This window comes from Aquibium oceanicum (assembly GCF_001889605.1).
GTDB classification, from domain to species: domain Bacteria; phylum Pseudomonadota; class Alphaproteobacteria; order Rhizobiales; family Rhizobiaceae; genus Aquibium; species Aquibium oceanicum.
The window spans coordinates 4,475,011-4,497,029 of sequence record NZ_CP018171.1 but is presented as its reverse complement, the minus strand read 5'-3'; the positions used below and the strand labels follow the sequence as shown (position 1 = coordinate 4,497,029).

The 22,019-nt window shown below is 63.9% G+C and carries 20 protein-coding genes and 1 tRNA gene; 18 read left to right on the top strand and 3 right to left on the bottom strand.

Annotated features, from left to right (window positions below):
* Positions 1 to 3: 3 nt before the first annotated feature.
* From BSQ44_RS21970 to BSQ44_RS21925, 10 genes are all read left to right on the top strand, one after another.
* A complete protein-coding gene (locus tag BSQ44_RS21970) occupies positions 4 to 789 on the top strand; it encodes an enoyl-CoA hydratase/isomerase family protein (protein WP_072607207.1) in 786 nt (261 codons plus the stop codon).
* A gap of 137 nt (positions 790 to 926) precedes the next feature.
* Positions 927 to 2,105, top strand: a complete 1,179-nt coding sequence (locus BSQ44_RS21965; protein WP_072607206.1) for a CaiB/BaiF CoA transferase family protein — start codon at positions 927 to 929, stop codon at positions 2,103 to 2,105.
* 29 nt (positions 2,106 to 2,134) lie between these two features.
* Positions 2,135 to 3,316: an acyl-CoA dehydrogenase family protein gene (locus BSQ44_RS21960; RefSeq protein WP_072607205.1), complete on the top strand. Its 1,182-nt coding sequence runs from the start codon at positions 2,135 to 2,137 to the stop codon at positions 3,314 to 3,316.
* Positions 3,317 to 3,368: 52 nt separating this feature from the next.
* The gene (locus BSQ44_RS21955) at positions 3,369 to 4,427 is read left to right on the top strand and encodes an Ldh family oxidoreductase (RefSeq protein WP_072607204.1); all 1,059 of its coding nucleotides are present in this window, start codon (positions 3,369 to 3,371) and stop codon (positions 4,425 to 4,427) included.
* A complete protein-coding gene (locus BSQ44_RS21950; RefSeq protein WP_072607203.1) occupies positions 4,427 to 5,221 on the top strand; it encodes an enoyl-CoA hydratase/isomerase family protein in 795 nt (264 codons plus the stop codon). Before BSQ44_RS21955 ends, BSQ44_RS21950 begins: the two co-directional genes overlap by 1 nt.
* Positions 5,222 to 5,229: 8 nt before the next feature.
* Entirely contained in the window at positions 5,230 to 6,141 is a 912-nt protein-coding gene (locus BSQ44_RS21945; RefSeq protein WP_072607202.1) for a hydroxymethylglutaryl-CoA lyase, read from the top strand.
* Between the two features lie 75 nt (positions 6,142 to 6,216).
* Entirely contained in the window at positions 6,217 to 7,329 is a 1,113-nt protein-coding gene (locus tag BSQ44_RS21940) for a class II histone deacetylase (RefSeq protein ID WP_072607201.1), read from the top strand.
* A 117-nt stretch (positions 7,330 to 7,446) separates the two neighbouring features.
* Positions 7,447 to 8,193: a FadR/GntR family transcriptional regulator gene (locus BSQ44_RS21935; protein WP_210187897.1), complete on the top strand. Its 747-nt coding sequence runs from the start codon at positions 7,447 to 7,449 to the stop codon at positions 8,191 to 8,193.
* Between the two features lie 130 nt (positions 8,194 to 8,323).
* Positions 8,324 to 9,718 (top strand): aspartate aminotransferase family protein, encoded by a 1,395-nt coding sequence (locus BSQ44_RS21930; protein WP_072607200.1) that lies wholly within the window; start codon positions 8,324 to 8,326, stop codon positions 9,716 to 9,718.
* 28 nt (positions 9,719 to 9,746) lie between these two features.
* Complete coding sequence (locus BSQ44_RS21925; protein WP_072607199.1) at positions 9,747 to 11,192, top strand: NAD-dependent succinate-semialdehyde dehydrogenase; 1,446 nt, start codon at positions 9,747 to 9,749, stop codon at positions 11,190 to 11,192.
* Between the two features lie 18 nt (positions 11,193 to 11,210).
* Here the strand turns inward: BSQ44_RS21925 and BSQ44_RS21920 are convergent, their stop codons facing one another.
* Positions 11,211 to 12,308: a LacI family DNA-binding transcriptional regulator gene (locus BSQ44_RS21920; RefSeq protein WP_083534870.1), complete on the bottom strand. Its 1,098-nt coding sequence runs from the start codon at positions 12,306 to 12,308 to the stop codon at positions 11,211 to 11,213.
* A gap of 186 nt (positions 12,309 to 12,494) precedes the next feature.
* Between BSQ44_RS21920 and BSQ44_RS21915 the strand changes: the two genes are divergently transcribed.
* The 6 genes from BSQ44_RS21915 (at position 12,495) to BSQ44_RS21890 (ending at position 18,684) form a co-directional block, all read left to right on the top strand.
* Entirely contained in the window at positions 12,495 to 13,121 is a 627-nt protein-coding gene (locus BSQ44_RS21915) for a GNAT family N-acetyltransferase (protein WP_235633283.1), read from the top strand.
* Positions 13,122 to 13,202: 81 nt separating this feature from the next.
* Complete coding sequence (locus BSQ44_RS21910; RefSeq protein ID WP_072607197.1) at positions 13,203 to 14,198, top strand: ABC transporter ATP-binding protein; 996 nt, start codon at positions 13,203 to 13,205, stop codon at positions 14,196 to 14,198.
* Entirely contained in the window at positions 14,191 to 15,195 is a 1,005-nt protein-coding gene (locus tag BSQ44_RS21905) for an ABC transporter ATP-binding protein (RefSeq protein WP_072607196.1), read from the top strand. The genes BSQ44_RS21910 and BSQ44_RS21905 overlap by 8 nt, the downstream gene beginning before the upstream one ends.
* 86 nt (positions 15,196 to 15,281) lie before the next feature.
* Positions 15,282 to 16,451 carry a thiolase domain-containing protein gene (locus BSQ44_RS21900; protein WP_072607195.1) on the top strand — a complete coding sequence of 390 codons (1,170 nt, stop codon included), beginning with the start codon at positions 15,282 to 15,284 and terminating at the stop codon, positions 16,449 to 16,451.
* A 1-nt stretch (position 16,452) separates the two neighbouring features.
* Positions 16,453 to 16,842, top strand: a complete 390-nt coding sequence (locus BSQ44_RS21895; protein WP_072607194.1) for a Zn-ribbon domain-containing OB-fold protein — start codon at positions 16,453 to 16,455, stop codon at positions 16,840 to 16,842.
* A gap of 147 nt (positions 16,843 to 16,989) precedes the next feature.
* Positions 16,990 to 18,684, top strand: a complete 1,695-nt coding sequence (locus BSQ44_RS21890; protein ID WP_157894661.1) for a thiamine pyrophosphate-requiring protein — start codon at positions 16,990 to 16,992, stop codon at positions 18,682 to 18,684.
* Positions 18,685 to 19,342: 658 nt separating this feature from the next.
* On the opposite strand, the gene BSQ44_RS21885 is transcribed toward BSQ44_RS21890, so the two are convergent.
* Both BSQ44_RS21885 and cpdR read right to left on the bottom strand, forming a co-directional pair.
* Positions 19,343 to 19,417: transfer RNA gene (locus BSQ44_RS21885), tRNA-Val, on the bottom strand.
* 128 nt (positions 19,418 to 19,545) lie between these two features.
* On the bottom strand, positions 19,546 to 19,908 hold the full coding sequence (gene cpdR, locus BSQ44_RS21880) for a cell cycle two-component system response regulator CpdR (RefSeq protein WP_008835384.1): 363 nt from the start codon (positions 19,906 to 19,908) through the stop codon (positions 19,546 to 19,548).
* Positions 19,909 to 20,106: 198 nt separating this feature from the next.
* Between cpdR and BSQ44_RS21875 the strand changes: the two genes are divergently transcribed.
* Positions 20,107 to 20,994, top strand: coding sequence for an N-formylglutamate amidohydrolase (locus BSQ44_RS21875; RefSeq protein WP_072608215.1), 888 nt, complete (start codon positions 20,107 to 20,109; stop codon positions 20,992 to 20,994).
* Between the two features lie 253 nt (positions 20,995 to 21,247).
* Entirely contained in the window at positions 21,248 to 22,018 is a 771-nt protein-coding gene (gene hisN / locus BSQ44_RS21870; protein ID WP_072607192.1) for a histidinol-phosphatase, read from the top strand.
* Position 22,019 lies beyond the last annotated feature (1 nt).

The following is a 22,019-nucleotide window of genomic DNA, read 5'->3' as shown; positions in this document are numbered from 1 at the left end:
CACATGGACGGGACCGACGAAGCGGATCGCGAACTGCTGATTGCGGAGAAAGGGCACATCAGGCTGCTCACGATGAACCGCCCGCAGCGCAGCAACGCCATGACATACGCCATGCGCGAGCAGCTCATCGATGCATTTCTGGATGCCGATGCGGACCCGGAGGTCCGGGTCATCGTGATCACCGGCATGGGCGACCGCGCATTCTGCTCTGGAAGCGACCTCAACGAAGCCCCGCGGAACGATCGCGGCCTTGGGCCGATGAGCACCTCCGACAGGCTGGTGTACGAGGTGGTGTCCGAGGTCGGAAAGCCGGTCATCGCGGCACTCAACGGGTCGGCGGTCGCCGGAGGATTGGAACTCACGCTGGCATGCGACATCCTGCTGGCGGTCGAAACGGCCCGGCTTGGGTTTCCGGAGGCGAAGGTCGGCATGGGTGCGCTTTTCGGCAGCGTGGTCCTGCCCCGCACCATTCCCCCCTCGATCGCCTATGAGCTGCTGTTCACCGGCCGTCTGTGCACCGCGCAGGAAGCGGAGCGATGGGGGCTCGTGGGTCGCCTCGTGCCTCAGGGCGAAGCGCTTTCCGCCGCTTTGGAGCTGGCGGAGACAATCGCGGCGAATGCGCCGCTCAGCACGCGCCGCATCAAGGAAATGGCCCGCAAGAGCTTTGGTCTCCCCTTGTCGGCCGCACTGCGCCTCAATGTCGGGCCCAACCCGTATGCATCGGAAGACCGCATCGAAGGTGCGAAGGCCTATCTGGAGAAGCGAAAGCCAGTCTGGAAAGGCCGCTGAAATGGCTGTCGGCAAGGCCCGCGTCGATGCCGCTACGGCCACCGCCGCGGGACTAATTCCATAACGCCGGTCGGCCAGTCGCGATTTCATGAAACGTTTCATTGACAAGCATCTCGCCTCATAGTACCTGCCAACGCATGCCTAGTCTCAACATTGCACCGTCTTCTGAGGGGCCGCTCCGCGGCATCACGGTCGTCGAACTCGGGCACAGCGTTGCCGCCCCCTATGCCGGTCAGGTCTTGGCCGATCTCGGTGCGCGGGTGATCAAGGTCGAGAACCCGCAGGCCGGTGACTATGCGCGCGGCTGGGGTCCTCCCTATTGGGGCGGCGCGGCAACCATCTTCACGGCACTGAACCGCGGCAAGGAAAGCGTGACGGTCGATTTCAGCGTTGCCGAAGAAGCGGACCGACTGCGCAAGCTGATCGTGGACGAGGCCGATGCAGTGATCCAGAATCTGCGCCCGAACCTGCTGAGCAAGTTCGGGCTCGCCGCAGAAGACCTTATGTCTTTGAAACCTTCGCTCATCTGGTGTGACATTGGTGCGTTCGGCTCGGTCGGCCCGATGAAGGAGAAGCCGGGCTACGATCCCCTTGTCCAGGCGTCGGCGGGCATCATGAGCATCACAGGTGAGGCTGACCGTCCGCCGGTTCGGGTCGGCGTATCGATCGTCGACATGGGTACGGCGCTGTGGGCGGTCATCGGCTTGCTCGCGGCGCTGGTGGGCAGGCGCGGCGATGGCGCGGGTCGCAATATCGGGACGTCGCTCTACGAAACCGGCGTCGCATGGATGACTGTTCCGCTTGCCGGGTATCTCGCCACGGGCGAAGTGCGCAAGCCGCAGGGATCCGGGTCCGCGGAGATCGTCCCGTATCAGGTCTTCGCGACTGCCACGGGCGCTGTGATGATTGCGGCGGGAAATGACCGTCTGTTTGCGAAGCTCGTGGCTGCACTGGGCATTTCGGATCTCGCAGACAACGCCGAACTACGCACGAATGCCGGACGCGTGAAGCACAGGGATCTGGTTATTGGCACCATCATGGCGGCCTTGGCGGATCGCTCGCTGGAAGACGTCTGCGCGGCACTTGACGACGCGGGGGTGCCGAACTCGCCGCTGCTCGACGTCGCGGGTGTTTCGGACAGCGAGCAGACCAAGGCTCTCGGCATGCTGACGCCGTGTGCCGAGGACACGCTGCCGCTGGTTGGCACCCCGATCACCTTCGACGGCGTGCGCTACCGCTCAGACTCGAAAGCACCCGGCCTGGGTCAGCACAATCCCGATCACTGGCCGGCAGGCTTTTCTGTGCCTGCCGACTAGCGACACACAGAAGTCGGATCGATTGCCTTATGAACGTACCTGCCAACGCTGCCGCAAGCATGGCCTCCGACTACCCGGAAATTCGCGATTCCGTACGGCGCATCTGCGAGAAGTTCCCGGGGGACTACTGGCGTGATCTCGACGAGCGTGGAGCCTATCCGGAAGCCTTCGTGCAGGCTCTCACCGAGGCTGGCTTCCTGTCGGTGCTGATTCCGGAGGAATTCGGCGGTTCGGGTTTGCCGCTCGGCGCAGCGGCGGCGATCCTCCAGGAGATCAATCTGAGCGGCTGCTCGGCAAACTGTGCGCATGCGCAGATGTACATTATGGGCACATTGCTGCGCCATGGCAGCGAGGAGCAGCGGCGGGCTGTGCTGCCTGGTATCGCGGCCGGCGAACTTCGACTGCAGGCATTCGGCATCAGCGAGCCCACGACGGGTTCTGACACCACTCAGCTGCGGACTATGGCCGTTCGCGAGGGAGATTCCTATGTGATCCGCGGGCAAAAGGTGTGGACTTCGCGGGCACTCTTTTCGGACTACATCCTGCTGCTTGCCCGCACCACGCCGCTCGATCAGGTCACGAAACGTACCGAGGGCCTGTCGGTGTTCCTTATCGACATGCGCGCCGCGATCGGCAAGGGAATGGAGATCCGTCCGATCAAGACGATGGTCAACCACAACACAACCGAGATCTTCTTCGACGATCTGCGTATCCCGGCAGCCAGCCTTGTCGGCGAGGAGGGCAAGGGTTTCCGCTATATCCTCGACAGCATGAATGCCGAGCGCATACTCATCGCATCCGAGTGCATCGGCGACGGGCGCTGGCTGTTGGGAAAGGGCGTTTCCTATGCCAGTGAAAGAAAGGTCTTTGGCCGTCCGATAGGTCAGAATCAGGGCATCCAGTTCCCGCTTGCGAAGGTTCACGTCAGTCTGGAAGCTGCCGCGCTCATGGTTGAGCGTGCGATGGCGCTGTTCGAGGCGGGCCAGCCCTGCGGCGCGGAAGCCAATATGGCCGTCCTGCTTGCGTCGGAAGCGACATGGGACGCGGCCGACACAACATTCCAGACATTCGGCGGCTTCGCCTTTGCCCGCGACTATGATGTCGAGAGAAAGTGGCGCGAGGCCCGCCTGTACAGGACGGCGCCGGTATCGACCAATCTGATCCTCAGCCATGTAGCGCAGCATGCGCTGGGCCTGCCGAGGTCATATTGACCAGGGCGCTGCGGATGCACGCCGGCCGGCATCGCCGTGCAAGGGAGACGGTATGAAGGAGAATGCGTCCACCTTTGATGCCGAAGCGCTTCGCGCCTGCTGCGCACGTCTCCTCGAAGCGGCGGGGCTCCCATCGGACCGTGCCAATGTTGTCGCGGACGTCTTCGTCGAGGGCGAACTTCTGGGCTACCGCACACATGGGTTGAAGCGCATGTCCAGCAATCTTGAGTGGTTGCAGAGCGGCGAAACCAGCCGCGACGGCGAGATCCGGATCGTGAACGCCGGAAACGCGGTTGAGCACTGGGATGCCGGCTTCTTGCCCGGTCCGTGGGTTGTCACTTCGGCCGTGGAGCGCGCCAGCGACATGGCGCGCAGCCACGGCACCGGCACCATCGCCATATCGCGCTCGCAGCACATCGCGTGCCTGGCGGCGTATCTGATGAAGGCTACGGCAAAGGGCCAATTGGTCATCATCATGGCGAGCACGCCGTCGGAGAGCACTGTCGCCCCTCATGGCGGCACCGACCGCGTCTTCTCCTGCAACCCACTTGCTGCCGGTATCCCCACAAGCGGCGACCCGATCCTCATCGATACGAGCGCTTCGATGTCGGCCATGGGTCCGCTTTATCGCGCCCACGAGGCCGGCAAGCAGATGGACGTCGCCGGGATCGTCCTGCCGGACGGAACGGCCAGCGCAGACCCGGCAAGCTATTTCGACGAGGATGGCGCCATACTGCCCGCGGGCGGGCTCGAGCAGGGCTACAAGGGCTACGCGCTCGCAATCCTCATCGAGGCGCTTTCCGCGGCGTTGACTGGCTACGGTCGCGCCACCCCCGCCTCGGCCAAGGATGGCGAGGCCAATTCTGTCTTCGTGCAGGTCATCGATCCGGCACATTTCGGCGGCGCGGAGGGATTTAGTAGGCAGATGAGCTGGCTGGGCGAGGCCTGCCGCGCAAGCAATGTCGCCAGTGGCAAGGATGCGGTGCGCATGCCCGGGGACCGCGCGCTCGCCGTGCGTCGGCAGCAGATGCGCGAAGGGGTTTCGGTGGCGCCCGCCATCCTTGCCGAGTTGCGTCGCTGGGGCGCGCTGCTGGGCGTGGAGGCGATCTGATGTTTGCCGGTTCCGACATCCTCGAGATCGGGTTTCCAAAGCCGAAAGTCATGCTGGCGCGCCTCAAGCGCTCCGAGGTTCTCAACGCCGTCAACACGGCGCTGGGCCACGACATTCTGCGGCTGTTCGACGAGGCGTCGGGCGGCGGAGACGACATACGATGCATCGTCCTCACGGGGAGCGGCGACCGTGCCTTCTGCGTCGGCGGCGACCTGAAGGAGCGGGCGACCATGGACGACGGCGCCTGGCAGGCTCAGCATATCGTCTTCGAGAAGATGATGCGCGCTTTGCTCGAATGTCCGGTCCCGGTCATCGCCGCCGTCAACGGCCACGCCTATGGCGGCGGGTGCGAGATCGCCGCCGCGTGCGACGTGATCTATGCCTCGCAAGATGCCCGTTTCGCGCTGACGGAGGTCACGCTCGGCATCATACCAGGCTGTGGCGGCACGCAGACGCTGTCCCGCGCGGTAGGGCAGAAGCGCGCCAACGAACTGATCATGACTGGATCGCCTTTCAGCGCTCAGGAGGCGCTTGCCTGGGGTCTCGTTAACCGGGTCTTGCCCGCCGGTGAACTGCTCGACGCAGCGCTTGAAACCGCCGCGCGCATCGCCGGCAACGCGCCTCTCGCTGTGCAGCGTGCAAAACAGGCGATCCGGCGTGGGGTCGAGATGTCCCTGCCGGACGGGATGGGTTTCGAGATCGAGGCATACAACCGTCTCGTCCATACGAAGGATCGGTATGAGGGCGTGCGCGCCTTCAACGAGCGCCGTCGGCCGGATTTCAAGGGCGAATAGGTGAGGCAATGACCAGGATCTCGCTGAGAGATGTCGGGCCGAGGGACGGGTTGCAGGCGGCTTCCGCCTTCCTCCCGACCGAGAAGAAAATCGAGTGGTTCCGCCTTGTCGCCGCTGCGGGCGTTCCGGACATCGAGGTGACGTCGTTCTCCTCGCCCCGGCTGCTCCCGCAGTTCGCCGACGCAGCGGAGGTGCTTCCCGCTGCCATGGCCATGGGCGGCTTCGGGGTGTCGGCCCTCATTCCGAACCGGACGGGCGCCGAAAGAGGGTTCGCGCTCAAGGCGCCGAAGCTCAACTATGTGGTCTCCGCGAGCAATGCGCACAGCCTTTCAAACGTCGGGCGTTCCACTGCAGATGCCGTAGCCGAGTTCGGCGAGATCGTCCGCCTGCGTGACGAACTTGGGGCAACGACCGAGCTTAGCGTGGGAATCGCCACATCGTTCGGTTGTTCGATAACCGGCAGGGTTCCCGAAAGCGATGTGTTGCGCATCGCCGAGGAGTTGCTCTCTCTAGGCGCTCAGGAGATCTCGCTTGCTGACACCGTCGGCTACGCCAATCCGAGGCAGGTCGCGGGGCTGGTCAAGGACGTCATGGGCCTCGCCGGAGACGTGCCGCTGCTTTGCCATTTCCACGACACGCGTGGTCTCGGCCTGGCCAATGCGGCTGCCGCGATCGACCAGGGCGTCACGCGGCTCGATGCGTCGCTCGGAGGACTTGGCGGGTGTCCCTTCGCGCCTGGCGCGACTGGCAACATCAACCTCGAGGATACCGTCTTCCTCGTCCACGAGATGGGGTTCGAGACCGGCATCGACCTCGAGGCGCTGATCGACGTGCGCCGCAGTGTTCAGAGCTGGCTTCCGGGCGAGTCCTTCACCGGAGCCGTCGCAAAGGCTGGGCTGCCGCTGCGCAAGGCTGCCTGACTGCTGGTTGGCCTTGACCCGGGCAGACATCTGACAGGCGCCACCGCTTTGCGCCGATTGCTGGAGGCATGAAGAATGACCGCGTCCACTGCGTTCTACTGGAATGAGCACTGCTTCTGGCATTCTGGCGGCAACTACGCCTTCATTCTGCCGGTGCAGGGCAACGTCCAGCCAGTCGTAAACGGCGGTCTCCCCGAAACGCCGGAGAGCAAGCGGCGGTTTCTCAACCTGCTCCTGCGGACGGGTCTGGCCGATGAGCTCACGATGGTCACGGGACGGACGGCGACCGAAGAGGAACTGCGGCGTGTCCATCCCGCCGACTATCTCGCGAAGTTTAAGGCGCTGAGCGACGCCAGCGGCGGAGAACTTGGAGTGCGGACGCCGTTCAGCCAGGGCGGCTACGAGATGACCGCGCTTTCCGCGGGAATGGCGACGCAGGCTCTGCGCGACGTCCTCAAAGGAACGTACCGCAACGCCTATGCGCTGTGCCGCCCGCCGGGGCACCATTGCCTGCCCTCGGAGCCGATGGGCTACTGCCTGCTTGCCAACATCGCGATCGCCATCGAGGCGGCGCTGGCGGAGAAGACGGCGTCTCGTATCGCGGTGGTCGACTGGGACGTGCACCACGGCAACGGCACCGAGCACATCTTCTACGGGCGAGGCGACGTTCTCACCATCTCGCTGCACCAGGAGAACAACTATCCGGCAAACAGCGGTGCCGCGGAATCGTGCGGCGCTCAGGCGGGCGAGGGCTACAACATCAACGTACCCTTGCTTCCCGGCAGCGGCCACGACGCATACATCCACGCGATGAATCGCATCGTGCTCCCCGCTCTCGAGCGCTTCAAACCCGACGCGATCGTCGTGGCCTGCGGCTTCGACGCCTCCGGAGTGGACCCCCTGTCGCGCATGATCGCGACGTCCGACACCTTCCGGCGGATGGCGGCCATGGCCCTGGATGTGGCTGACAAGCTTTGCGGCGGCAAGGCCGTTTTCGTGCACGAGGGAGGCTACTCGGAGGTTCATGTACCTTTCTGCGGCCATGCCGTGGTGCAGACGCTTGCCGGCTCCAACATCGACGCAGGCGATCCCTTGCTGGCGCGCCTGACACACCAGCAGCCGAACGACGGATTTCGCCAGTATCAATGCAAACAAATCGACGACATGGCCGGTCTCTTCGGACTTTAGGCTGGATCGGCTTTGCCGCGCGAGGGGAGCGGCTCTATTGGACAATCACCTTGGATTTTGATTTTTCCAGGCCGTGGTGTAGTTGACGCACATAGTTCACTTGGCGCCGCGACGATAATGATGGCTGAAAATCAACCTGCAGACTCTGCGGCCAGATGGCATTTCCACCCCATCATCGGCCCACGCGCGCATCAGGAAGTCGTCACGCAGATTACCTACGCCATCCTCTCTGGCGCTTTCCAGCCCGAGGAGCGGCTGCCCAATATCGATGTGCTGGCGAAGCTGATGAATGTCAGCAAGCCGGTGGTTGGCGAAGCACTCAAGGTGCTCTCGTCGGCCAACATAGTCCGCACCCAGCGCGGCATAAACGGTGGCCTGACGGTCGGCTCCAACCGCATCCCCGACGACATCCTGGCAGTCACGGCGCCGCTGCAGCATTTGGGCGTCCGCGATGTCGTCGAGGCGCGCAAACCGATCGAGATTCAGCTCTGTCTGCTCGCCGCGCAACGCGCGACGGCCGAGGACTTCGCTGCGATGCAGGCTTGCATCGACGGATTGCTGGACAACCGCAACGGCGATCTCGCGCTGCGCCTGCGTTTCGACCAGCTGTTCCATTACGCGATCGGCAGGGCCGCGCGCAGTGCCGCGCTAGCGCTCTACCAGCACCAGATCCTTGAGCACCTGTTCATCAGCATGCGGCAGTATTTCGCCGATATCGAGGACGTCGACGACGTGGCGCGTATGCACACCCTGACGATGGAGGCAATCCGTCGTCGCGACATCGCCGAGATCGTCCGTGTGGTCGAGGCGCATCTTGCACCGCTGGAGGAATCAGTCGGCTCGCATACGCCTGACAACCCGTGAGCATCGAATCGCGGTTGGCACTGGTGTACGCTGGGACGCGTCATTGATAATTAAACAAAATAATTGACATTTTTCCTTTTTGGTGAGCGAATGTAGCCCTTCATGTTTCGCCTGCCTCGAGGAGAGCAGCATGTCATCCGCAGACCCCGCAGCGCTCCCGAATTCCCCGCACGCGCGCGACAAGACCTACGCGCTTCACCCCTACACAAATGCCCGCGCCCACGAGCGACGGGGTCCCACGGTCATCGAAAGCGGCAAGGGGATCTACGTCCGCGACGACCAGGGCAACGAATACATCGAGGGCCTGGCGGGGCTTTGGAGCGTGGCTGTCGGGTTCGGTGAGGAGCGGCTGGTCGAGGCGGCGGCTGCTCAGATGCGGCGGCTTCCCTACTATCACTCCTTCTCGCACAAGGCGAACAACCCGGCTATCGATCTGGCCGAGAAGATCGCGAGCCTCGCTCCCGCCGGACTGAACCGCGTGTTCTTCGCAAACTCCGGGTCGGAAGCGAACGACACGGTCGTCAAGCTGCTCTGGTATTTCAACAACGCCCGCGGGCGGCCGCAGAAGAAGAAGATCATATCGCGCATCCGCGGCTATCACGGCATCACCGTCGCGTCGGGCAGCATGACTGGCCTGCCCTGGAACCACCGCGACTTCGACCTTCCGCTCCCCAACTTTCTGCACACCGCCTGCCCGCATCATTATCGCCATGCATGGGAAGGGGAGAGCGAGGAGGAGTTCGCCAGCCGGCTGGCCGGCCAGCTCGAGCAACTCATATTGGCGGAAGGGCCCGAGACGATAGCGGCCTTCATTGGCGAGCCTGTGATGGGAGCCGGTGGTGTCCTGGTTCCGCCGCGGACCTATTGGCAGAAGGTGCAGGCCGTATGCCGAAAGTACGACATCCTGATCATCGCGGACGAAGTGATCACAGGTTTCGGACGAACAGGCCGGATGTTTGGCTGCGAGCTTTTCGATATCAAGCCCGACATGCTGGTCCTGTCCAAGCAGATCACCTCATCTTACCTGCCGCTATCGGCGATCGTAATCAGCGACGAGCTCTATGCAGGCATCGCCGACAACAGCGACAGGCTGGGCAATTTCGGACACGGGTTCACCACCAGCGGCCATCCCGTCGCCACTGCCGTAGCGCTCGAGAACATTCGCATCATCGAGGAAGACGGGCTGGTTGCGAACGCGGCTGCCATGGGCGAGCGTTTGCAGGCGGGCCTTGGCGAACTGCGCGGCCACCCGATGGTTGGCGAAGTCAGGGGCGTCGGCCTCATAGCCGCCGTCGAGTTGGTCGCAGATCCCGCGACCAAGCGCGCGTTCGATCCGCTCGGCAAGGTGGGGGCTGCATTCTTCGAGCGCGGCCATGGCCATGGGCTGATCGTGCGCGCCGTGCAGGACAGCATCGCACTGTGCCCGCCACTGATCATCAACGCGGAGCAGGTCGACGAGGTGCTCAAGCGCTTCAGACTTACGCTCGACGACACGTACACGTGGTCCCGCGAGAACTTCGCCTGAGCGATCGGATAAAGACAGAGAGAACATCATGACGCAGCCAGCCTCATACGAGGGCCGCCTGTTCATTGGCGGAGCATGGACTAAGGGCAGTCGCGACAGGCGCATCCCCGTGATGAACCCGTCCGACGGAAGCGTGCTCGGTCAGGTCGAGGACGCAGGTGTGGATGATGCGCGCGCCGCAGTCGATGCCGCTTCGGGCGCAGCCGCCGCCTGGGCCGCCACACCGCCGCGCAAGCGCGCCGAAATCCTGCGCCGCGCATTCGAGCTGATCGTCCGCGATGTGGAGCCGCTGGCGCGCCTTATCTCGCTGGAGAACGGCAAGGCTTTGCGCGATGCCCGCGGCGAGGTCACCTATGCCGCGGAGTTCTTCCGCTGGTTCTCCGAGGAAGCGGTGCGGATCGACGGGCACTTGTCGACGGCGCCGTCCGGGTCAAATCGGATACTGGTAATGCATCAGCCGATCGGCGTCTCGTTGCTCATCACACCCTGGAATTTCCCGGCGGCAATGGCAACGCGCAAGATCGCCCCCGCGCTGGCGGCAGGCTGCACCTGCGTGCTGAAGCCCGCGACCGAGACACCGCTTACCGCCTATGCGATCGCGGCGCTTCTCCATGAAGCAGGCGTGCCGGATGGCGTGGTGAACGTCATCACCTCCTCGACGACCTCGCAGGTCGTCGATTCCATGCTGGAAGACGACAGGGTGCGCAAACTGTCTTTCACCGGTTCGACCGAGGTCGGACGCATCCTTCTGCGCAAGGCCGCGGACCGCGTCGTACACTCGTCGATGGAGCTCGGCGGCAACGCACCTTTCCTGGTCTTCGACGATGCCGACCTGGACCGCGCGGTCGAGGGCGCGTTGATTGCGAAGATGCGCAATGGCGGACAGGCATGCACGGCCGCGAACCGCTTCTACGCCCAGCGCGGGGTTGCGGACGAATTCGCACGGCGACTCGCTGCACGGATGGAAGCGCTCAAGGTGGGCCCCGGTGAGGACGAGGCCACAGAATGCGGGCCGCTCGTCAACAGCGCCGCGGTGTCGAAGATCGTCGAGCTGGTGGACGATGCGGTGTCACGCGGCGCGAAGGTCCTGTGCGGCGCAGTACCAAGCTCTCGGGGCGGATGCTTCTTTCCCCCGACGGTCCTGCTCGACGTCCCGAAAGATGCGGCGATGGCCTCCGAGGAGATTTTCGGCCCGGTGGCCGCGATCTCCGTTTTCGACACCGAAGACGAGGCGGTGCAACTCGCCAACGCCACCGAGTACGGACTGGTGGCGTATGTCTATACGAGCGACCTCTCGCGTGGCCTGCGCGTATGCGAGCGGCTGGAAGCAGGGATGCTCGGCCTCAATCGCGGCCTGGTGTCCGACCCGGCGGCACCTTTCGGAGGGGTTAAGCAGAGTGGCCTCGGCCGCGAGGGCGCGCATCACGGAATGCTCGAGTTCCTCGAGGCCAAGTACATCTCCACGGACTGGTGAGAAGCCGGAAGACCAGTCTCAGGAGGATCGTCGCGGTTTAGGCCCGATCGACCGCGTTGAGATGAACGTGCTTGGCAGAAGCACGCGCTGCGGCTCCGGGTCTCCCTTCTTGAGCATGCGGTCCAGAAGCATCATGGCCGCGACGCGCCCCGTTTCGCCATGGTCCCAGTATTGGACGCTGATCGGCGGCACGTGGAGCTCGGAGAGTTCCGAAGGACCTGTTCCGACGATCGATACATCCTCCGGCACCGAGAGCTTGAGGGTCTGCACCGCGCGCAGAACGCCCGGCAGCATGCTGAGGCCGCCCGCGATGATGGCGGTCGGCCGGTTCTTGCCGGACAGCATCGTCGAAGCAAGCTGGAAGCCCGCGGTGGCAAGATAGCTTCCCGTACGCATCATCGCGGGATCGACCGCGACTTTGTTGCGCTTGTAAGCCGCCATGTAGCCCTTCAGGCGTTGGGCTGCCGGAAAAGTATCCTCTGGGCCCGTCAGCAGCGCGATTTTGCGATGACCTAAATTAAGCAGGTGCTCGACCGCGATCTCAACGCCGTGGGCGTGGTCCACCATGACCGCATCCGCCCAGTCCGGCTTGTCCCGATCGACGAGAACGATCGGAATGCCAAGGCCCCGCAGCATTGCCTCATAGTCCTGGCTGAGGCGCGTGTATGGGCTGAGGATGATGCCGTCGACCTGCCGGTTCTGAAGTCGCTTGAGCAGCGCCCGCTCGCGCTCTTCTTCCCCATCCGAGATCGACAGCAGCAGCGAGTAGCCGGCGGCGTCGAGTGCCGTCTGCGAGGCGCGCACGAATTCCGCGAGAGGAGCGATCGAAATCTCGCGGACGATGCAGCCAACGATTAGGCTGGATTTGCGCCGCATGCTCTGCGCAGCGGCACTTGGAACGAACTTGAGTTCCTCGATTGCCTCCATCACTTTGCCATGAACGGCGTTGCCGACGGTCAGGCTCCCGTTAACGACCCGTGAAACGGTGCCCACGGAAACACCGGCTACCCGGGCCACGTCCTTGATCGTCGGTTTGCGGGCCGGCTGGAGCGCGGGCGGCTGCACCGCGTCTTCTCCGCTCTTTCTGAGGACTGGCCGTTTTGTCTTGGATTTCATGGCAGGCTCTGTTTGTGGCGCTGTGTATTGATTGTGATCGCGGCGCCACCAAGCCGCGTCTAACAGCTTCTATCGTGTAGATATGCTTCGGAGAAGACTCGATCAGCTATGCTGACGCGGCTCGACGGCAGCGGCGCGTAAAAAGTCGTTGGTGCCCCCTTGCGACATGGCCGTGGAAACGTTTCAATGGAGTCGGTTCCGAGTACTGCACGTCCGAGTTTCGGGGTATCGGCCGACGGTGGCGGCAACACGGCGACGGCCGCATTCATCGAGAAAGGCGCAAACATGCTGATCCGGCTTCTCACGGGAGATGACTGGGAAACCCTCAAGAAGATGCGGATTGAGGCCATGGAAGCAGCCCCAGGCGCGTTCGCGGAAGTGCCCGCCGATTGGGAGAACATGGACGAACGGCAGGTCCGCGCGCGCATGTCTAGGATCGACTTCTTCGTCGCATTCGACGACGCCGGCGAGGCTGTGGGTTTCATGGGGCTCGTGCGGCAGCCTACAAGCAAGATGGCGCACCGGGCGACGCTGATAATGGTCTATCTGCGGGAGTCGGCAAGAGGGTCTGGCGTATCCAAGGCACTTCATGAAGCCGTGATGAAGCACGCCCGGGCCATCGGCGTGCGGCAAATCGAGCTGGCGGTAAGTGTCGAAAACCCGGTGGCGCAGGAATTCTACAAGCGGCGCGGATACGCGCAGATAGGCATGGTTCCTGGCGGATTTCTTCACGAAGGACGTGAAGTCGACGAGATACTCATGGCCATACGCACACAGGTCGAGCCTTCGGATACAGAAAGACAAAAGTCTTGATGTTTTCGTTTTGTGATCGCTTCAGTTTCCGGTATGGTCTGACGCGCCCGGCAGGTTCCGGCTCATACAAGGGGCAGCGGTTTGCAGTCTGACGGTCTCCCTCCGAAGCTTCTCGAGGTCTCCGGCCTGAGCGTCACCTTCGGCCGCGGCGCCAACGTCGTGCATGCGGTCAATGGCGTGGATTTCGACATCGCGGCGGGAGAGACCGTATGTGTGGTGGGCGAATCGGGAAGCGGCAAGAGCGCCATCGCGCTGAGCCTCATGCGCCTGATCCGCGAACCTATCGGCCGAATATCGTCGGGCAGTATCCGCTACAACGGGCTCGATCTCGCCACGTTGCCGGAGCGCGCGATGCGAAAGATCCGCGCGAAGGAGATCGCCATGATCTTCCAGGAGCCGATGAGTGCGCTTAACCCCCTTTTCACGATCGGCGAGCAGATAGCGGAGACCCTCCGCCTGCATGAACGCATGAACGCCAAGGACGCGCGCGACCGCTCCATCGAGATTCTGCGCCTTGTCCAGATGCCTTCGCCGGAGAAGCGGGCAGGCGAATATCCGCATCAGTTGTCCGGTGGCATGCGTCAGCGGGCGATGATCGCAATCGCAATATCGTGCAATCCCAAGCTGCTGATCGCGGATGAGCCCACCACCGCGCTGGACGTCACTGTCCAGGCGCAGATCCTCGACCTGCTCGCCGAACTCAAGTCGCGACTGTCGATGGCGATGCTGCTCATCACGCATGACATCGGCGTAGTGGCCGAGACAGCGCAGCGGGTGATCGTCACCTACTGCTCGCGTATCGTCGAGGAGGCGCCGGTCGCCGAACTCTTCAGCAATCCGCGCCATCCTTATACTCAGGGACTGATGCGCTCGGTTCCGCGTCTTGACCGTGAAACGGATGATCGCCCCAGGCTGACACAGATACCGGGAACGGTGCCGGTGCTGCGCGGCAGCGTGCCGCCTGGCTGCCTGTTCGCAAAGCGCTGCGAGTTGGCAAAGCCGTCGCATTTCGAGGTCACGCCCGAACTAAGGGAAGTCGCGCCCGGACACATGGTGAGTTGCTTCCTCTATGACTGACAAAGCCTCTTTCCCGCTGCTTCGCGCAGACGACGTCAAGACGCACTTCCCGGTCGGTGGAGGCCAGCGCGTGCATGCCGTCGATGGCGTGAGCTTCGATGTGTTCGACGGCGAGACACTCGGCCTCGTGGGCGAGTCGGGCTGCGGCAAGTCGACGGTCGGCCGCTCCGTACTCAACCTCGTCGAGGTAACGTCGGGTTCCGTACTTTTCCAGGGGACAGACCTTACCAGGCTTAAGCGCGCCGAGATGCGGCGGATGCGCAAGAACATGCAGATGATCTTTCAGGATCCCTATTCTTCGCTCGATCCGCGCATGAGCGTCGGCTCGCTGCTCGCCGAGGCGATGACCATACATGGCCTGGCCAGGTCGTCACGAGATGCGGCCGAAAGGGGGGCACACCTGCTCGATCAGGTTGGCCTTTCTGGCGACCATCTCAAGCGGTACCCTCATGAGTTCTCGGGCGGGCAGCGCCAGCGCATCGGCATTGCGCGCGCGCTTGCGGTCAAGCCGAAGCTCATTGTCTGCGACGAAGCCGTTTCCGCGCTCGACGTGTCGGTGCAGGCGCAGATCATCAACCTGCTTCAAGACCTGCAGGCGGAGCATGGCCTCGCCTATCTCTTCATTGCCCATGATGTGTCGGTGGTGGAGCATATCTCCCGACGCATCGCGGTGATGTATCTCGGCAGGATCATGGAGTTGGCGCCTGCCAGGCAGCTGTGCACGAAGCCTTCGCATCCCTACACCCAAGCACTGCTCTCTGCCGTTCCGACCCCGAACCCGGCTCGCAAGAACACCACCCGCATCCTGCTGAAAGGGGATGTCCCTTCCGCCATAAATCCACCATCCGGCTGTCGCTTTCACACGCGATGCCCGATGCGGGTGCCGTCATGTGCGGTGAACGAGCAGAAGCTGGTGGAGCTCTCACCGGGCCATTGGGTGGCCTGTCAGGAGCGGACCGGCGTGGTCGCCGCCGAACCGGCGACGGTTGCTGCCTGATGCGGCAATCTGGGGGAAGAGAGTGGGCGGGCGACTTGGGGCGCATAAAACCGATGGTAGCTGCCCCTCCGGGAGAGCATGATTGAATGGCTCGATATGACGCAAGGATCATCGGAGCTTTCGAACATCCGACCCGGTTCGCTCCCGACAAGTCGATTGTTCAGCTTCATGCCGAATGTGCGATTGGCGCAGCCACCGATGCCGGCATCGATCTATCCGAAGTCGATGGCTATTTTTGCGCCGCAGATGCGCCCGGCCTGGGCGCTCTGTCGGTCATGGACTACCTCAACCTGACACCACGCTATGCTGATGCCACGGAGCTTGGCGGGGCATCCTACGTCGCGCATGTAGGGCGCGCGGCGCGAGCCATCGATGCGGGGTTGTGCAACGTTGCCCTCATTACGCTGGCAGGCAAGCCCCGCAGCGCCAATCGATCCTCCAGCGCGGCAGCGCTCGCCATCACAGGCGACCGTCCCGAGCGCGATTTCGAAGTGCCGTTTGGTCCGACAACCCCTGCAAGCTACGCGCTGTGCGCGGCACGGCACATGCACGAGTACGGCACGACAAGCGAACAACTCGCCTGGATAAAGGTCGCAGCTTCGCGGCACGCCGCGCATAATCCGAACGCCTGGCTGAAGGATGCGGTGACGGTCGATGACGTGATGGCATCACCCATGATCGCCTCGCCGTTGCACCGTCTCGATTGCTGCGTCGTAACCGACGGTGGCGGGGCGCTTATCCTCGCCCGGCCCGAGGTCGCGAGGACACTTGGGAGACCCTCGATCAGAGTGCTGGGCTGCGGCGAGGGCATCAAGCACCAAGGCGCCGGCGAACTGGATCTCACATATACCGCCGCGGTCCATTCCGGACCTGTCGCGTTCGCCGAGTCCGGCCTCGAGCACCGGCAGATCCAGTATGCCTCGATCTACGACAGCTTCACCATCACGGTGCTGCTGGCGCTGGAAGACCTCGGCTTTTGCAAGAAGGGTCAAGGCGGCAGCTTCGTCGAGGGCGGCAACCTCATTTCGGGCATCGGCATGCTTCCATTCAACACCGACGGCGGCGGCCTTTGCAACAATCACCCGGCAAACCGCGGCGGCATGACCAAGGTCGTCGAGGCGGTGAGGCAACTCCGGGGCGAAGCGCATCCCGCGCTACAAGTGCCCGACTGTAGGTTTGCACTCTGCCACGGAACGGGCGGCGCGCTGGGTACCCGGCATGGCTGCGCCACGCTGATCCTGTCCAGGGAGGACTGAGGTGTCCAACCCGCGCTCCTATCCCGCTCCTGAGATTTCCCCTGAGGCGAAGGGATTCTGGGATGCGGCCAACGACGAACGGCTTGTCCTGGCGACATGCCTCCGCTGCGGCAGGGCGCACCATTTTCCGCGAGCCGTTTGTCCGCATTGTCATGCCACGACCCTGGAGTTTCGCGCGATCGACCCTCGCGGCGAGATCTATTCCTTCAGCGTCGTCGGCGCCGGAGACGACCGTTACGCCATTGCCTACGTCACCGTTGCGGGAGGCGTGAAGATGATGACCAACATCGTCGACTGCGACTTCGACGCATTGACGATCGGCAAGGAGGTTCATGCCGTCTACGTTCCGTCGCAGACGGGCCAGAAGCTGGTGATGTTCACTCCCTGCTGATCCTGATACCCGGCTCCGTTTCGGCCGCCGGCGGCTTCGCGAATGTATTGACCGATCACGGTGAAACGTTTCACACTGCCACGACCCACGAAGGAACCTCGCGACATGGCTACACCGAGCACCGCCTTGCAAGGCTCCGCGAGTGGAGTGGCTGCCGAGGCGCCGGCCCCTTCGTCGGTGGGCGAGGCCTGGATGCGCCTTCTGAAAAGACGTGGCGTCGACTTCCTCTTCGCCAACTCCGGCACCGACTTCCCGTCGATCGTCGAGGGCATTGCGCGCTCCGAGCAGCTGGGCGTCGCGATCCCGCGCCCCGTGGTATGCCCGCATGAGAACGCCGCCATCTCAATGGCGCACGGGCATGCCATGGTTTCCGGGCGCGCCCAGGCGGCGATGGTGCACGTCAATGTCGGCACCGCCAACGCACTGAACGGGTTAATCAATGCCGACCGTGAGTACGTGCCCCTTCTGCTGGCCGCCGGGCGAACGCCGATCCTCGAGGAGGGCGAGAACGGCTCGCGGTCACTGAACATCCACTGGGCGCAGGAGATGTTCGACCAGGCGGGCATGGTTCGCGAAAGCGTTCGCTGGGACTACGAGCTTCGCGACCCGCGCCAGTTGACGCTGGCAACCGACCGTGCCCTCGCGATAGCCCATTCGGACCCGGCCGGCCCCGTCTATCTGACCTTGCCGCGCGAAATCCTCGCCATGGAGCCGGCCGGGAGCGTGGAAGACGAGCCGTTGATGATGCCGGCCAGGATCGCCGGACCCGAGCAGACCGACGTGAGGAAGGCAGCGGAACTCTTCGCCCTGGCCCGGTCGCCGCTCATCATCACATCGCGTGCCGGCGTGGATCGGCAGGTGCCGGAGCTTCTCTCGCGTTTTGCCGCGCGCGCGGGCGCTGCCGTGGTGGAGTATCGGCGGCGTCACCTCAGCCTCTCGAGCGAGGACGCTTTCCACGGCGGCCATGAGGCCGCGCCATGGATTGGCGATTCCGACCTCGTGTTGGTGATCGAATGCGATGTCCCCTGGATTCCGGGCAATGGCAGCACGCCGCCGGGCGCCAAGGTCATTCAGGTGGGAACCGATCCACTGCAGGCGCGGTATCCGATGCGCGGTTTCCGCTCCGATCTGACTATCCGCGCTTCGGCGCGCCATTTCCTGCAAGCCATGCTGGACGAGATGGATGGTGCGCAGTCCCGCTTCGAAGCGCGGGCGGCGCCGGCCAGATCGAAATGTGCGGCCATTCGCGACAAGGGGCTGGCGGCGGTCGCGCAGGCGCCACAGCGGATGACCATGGCATGGGCCTCTGCCTGTCTGGACAGGGCGCGTGCACCGGATTCCATTTTCGTCAACGAGTATCCCCTGGTGCTTTCCGCGGTGAAGACCACGGAACCAGGCAGCTTCTTCGGCAGTTCGCCCGCCGGCGGCCTTGGCTGGGGACTGCCCGCGGCGCTCGGTGCCAAGCTGGCTGCGCCGCAACGCGAAGTCATCGCCACCGTCGGCGACGGAAGCTACCTCTTCGCGAATCCGATCGTGTGTCAGCAGATCGCCGCTGCGGAGAAGATCCCGATCCTGATCGTGATCTTCAACAACGCTGCATGGGGCGCCGTCGTGCGTGCCACGCGCGCCATGTATCCCGATGGCCATGCGGTGCGCGCGAACCGCATGCCTCTGACCAGTCTGGAACCGACGCCGGATTTCGCCATGATCGCGCGAGCCTGCGGCTGCTGGGGCGAGATCGTGTCGGATCCGATCGCGCTGCCCGCTGCCGTCGACCGAGCCTTTACGGAGATACGGAGCAACGGAAAATGCGCCGTGCTCGACATTCGCTGCGAGTCCTGAGCGCGGGTGGATGGCGTTCTCGAAGGCCTACAAGTAGCTTCGGTCGGGGGACGCGCTTGACGTCGGCTAGACCCCTGGTGCCTCGTACCTCATGCGCGTCGGCCTTCTGGAGAAACACGCGCTGATCGGCGGCCGATGGCGGGACGGCAACAATCGGTGCCCGTCGACAATTCCAGCGCCAGAGAAACTCCCGCGGTGGATATCAATCTTCCAGGGGAGGAATCGGCAGCGGTGTTGAACGCCGCAGGCATACCGGTGCTGACGTCGACCTTGCGGCGAGCGAGCGGCTCTGCTGGAGCCATGGTTCGCGCTGATCCAGGTGGCGAGCAAGGACCTCGCCATCCTGCCGACGCGCGAGCAGCGCAAGCCGCTCTCCAACGCGCAACGAGATCGCCGACGGCGCCTCCGCCACTTCTCCGGCGGTGACGACGACTCAGTTGTTTGGACGGAAGCTGTAGAGATTGTCGGTTCCCTACAGCGGTCTCCGCTCCGAACAAGCCATCGCTCGGAGGAGGGGTTTGAACTCCGACGCAGGGATCGTGGCAACTTGGGGGTACGAAGGCGGATCAACGTCGCCAATTCGTTGCCAGGGCCGCCCGACAACGGGCAGCGACACCACGATGCATCCGCAATATATCGCAAATTCAAAGAGGACTGATGGTGGGCGTGACAGGGATTGAACCTGTGACCCCTACGATGTCAACGTAGTGCTCTCCCGCTGAGCTACACGCCCATCAGCGCCGCGCATACACCACACAATGCGCGGGGCCGTCAATGACAAAAACGCGTCCGCCGAAACATCGGCCACGCCCGCGTCCGCGCGGTCCTCTCAAGGCAGCCCAGCGACTTTTTAAGGCCCCGTCAGGCGGCCTGAAGCATCTTCTCGACCTCGTTGACGAGGTCGCGCAGGTGGAACGGCTTCGACAGGACCTTTGCGTCCTTCGGGGCCTTCGAATCGGGATTGAGGGCGACGGCGGCGAAGCCGGTGATGAACATCACCTTGAGGTCCGGGTCGATCTCGGTGGCGCGGCGGGCGAGTTCGATGCCGTCCATTTCGGGCATCACGATGTCGGTCAGGAGGAGCGAGAAGGGCTCCTCGCGCAGCCGCTCGTAGGCGCTGGCGCCGTTGTCGAAATCGCTGACGTCGTAGCCTGCGCGTTCGAGCGCCTTCACCAGGAAACGGCGCATGTCGTCGTCGTCTTCAGCAAGAAGGATCCTCGCCATGTGCTCCCGTCCGAATCACTTGTCGGGCAGACGCGGTCCCACCCGTTCACCAAGGCGGATATATGAGGGAGGCAGGGTAAACATCAAGTGAATTCCGCCGTATCGCAGGCTCCCGAAGGTCGCTGACAGGCTGGACAGGCGTTGGTCCCGGTGGCACGTTCCAACCATGATCGCTATCCGCATGCGGGTTCCCCGCCCATGAGCCCCGAGACCGACTTCCGCGACGTCGCGCCCTTCGAGGTGCGGCAGCCCGAGCGCCAGACGGTTCCCTTCGTCTTCAACTCCCCGCACAGCGGACGGCACTACCCGCAGCGCTTCCTGGCGATGGCGCGGCTCGACCGGGATGCGATCCGGCGCTCGGAGGACTGCTTCGTCGACGAACTCTTCCGCGAGGCACTGGCGCTCGGCGCGCCCATGCTGACGGCGAACTTCCCGCGCGCCTATCTCGACGTCAACCGGGAGCCGTGGGAACTCGATCCGCGCATGTTCCTGGAAACGCCGCCGCCCTTCGCCAACGTCCGCTCGGCGCGGGTCGCGGGCGGGCTCGGCACGGTGCCGCGGATCGTCGGCGAAGGCCAGGAGATCTATGGCGGCAAGATACCGCTCGAGGAAGCGGTGGGCCGCATCAATCTCGTCTACAAGCCCTATCACGAGAGCCTCAGGCGCCTGATCGTGGCCACGCAGGCGCGGTTCGGGGTTGCGGCGCTGATCGACTGCCACTCGATGCCTGCGAGCATCCGGCTCGGCGACAGCGGCATCAGGCCCGATTTCATCGTGGGGGACCGGTTCGGCGCTTCGGCCTCTGCCGCCATGACCGAGGCTACGATCGGCATCCTCACCTCGCTCGGCTACACCGTCGCCCACAACAAGCCCTATGCGGGCGGCTTCATCACCGAGCATTACGGCCGCCCGGCGCGCGGGCTGCACGCGGTGCAGATCGAGGTGAACCGCGGCCTCTACATGAACGAGCGAACATACCGGAAGTCGAGCGGCTTCGAGCCGCTGGCGCAGGACATCGCCCGCTTCATGACGCTCCTGATCCGGTCGGCGCCCTTCGTCGAAGAACGCCCGCTCGCTGCCGAATAGCCAAAAAATCGTCTCCGCGGCGGACAACTCCCGCCGTCGGCGAAAAAAAGACCGCATCGTTTTCACGACGCGGTCGAAGTCTAGGGAGGAAACGCCCAAGGAGGGCAGAACGGAACAAACCGTTCATGAAAGACCATATTGTGCGATGCACAATTGTCAAGCGCTACTCTTGGAAAACAGTTATGGAAGCGCGCGCGTGCATTTCATCGCGCATCGAATGTGACGGATTTACAACAGTTCGGAGAAGCGACGGATGGACATCGCGGAGTTCCTGCGCAGGATGGCGGACGCGGCGGCGAAGGAGACCTTGCCCCGGTTCCGCACCGCGGGCCTCGTCTCCAACAAGTTCGATTCGGGCTTCGATCCCGTTACCGAGGCGGACCGCGAAGCCGAGCGGGTGATCCGCGAACTGATCAAGGCCGAGTTTCCCGCCGACGGCATTCTGGGCGAGGAGCATGGTACGGAGAACGGCGGGTCCGACCGGGTCTGGGTGATCGATCCGATCGACGGCACGCGCGCCTTCATCTCCGGCATCCCGATGTGGGGAACGCTCGTCGGGCTCACCGTCGCGGGCAGGGCCGTGTCCGGGATGATGTCCCAGCCCTTCACCGGCGAACTCTATTTCGCCACCGCCGACGGCGCCTTCTACGAAGGCCCGGGCGGGCCGCGCCGGCTTTCGACGCGGCGCATCGCCGATCTCTCGCAGGCGACCGTCTTCACCACAACGCCGGCGCTCTTCACCGGCGATCTGCGCGTGCGATACGATCGCCTCGAGCGCGCGGCGCGGCTGACACGCTATGGCACCGACTGCTACGGCTTTGCCATGGTCGCGGCGGGCTACGCCGACATCGCGGTGGATGCCGGGCTGCAATCCTACGACATCGTGGCGCTGATCCCGATCATCGAGAAGGCGGGCGGCGTGGTCACGACCTGGGAGGGCGGGCCGGCCGAGAACGGAGGCGACATCATCGCCGCCGCGTCCCCGGAGCTTCACGCCGCCGCGCTGAAGGCGATCGACGGCTAGT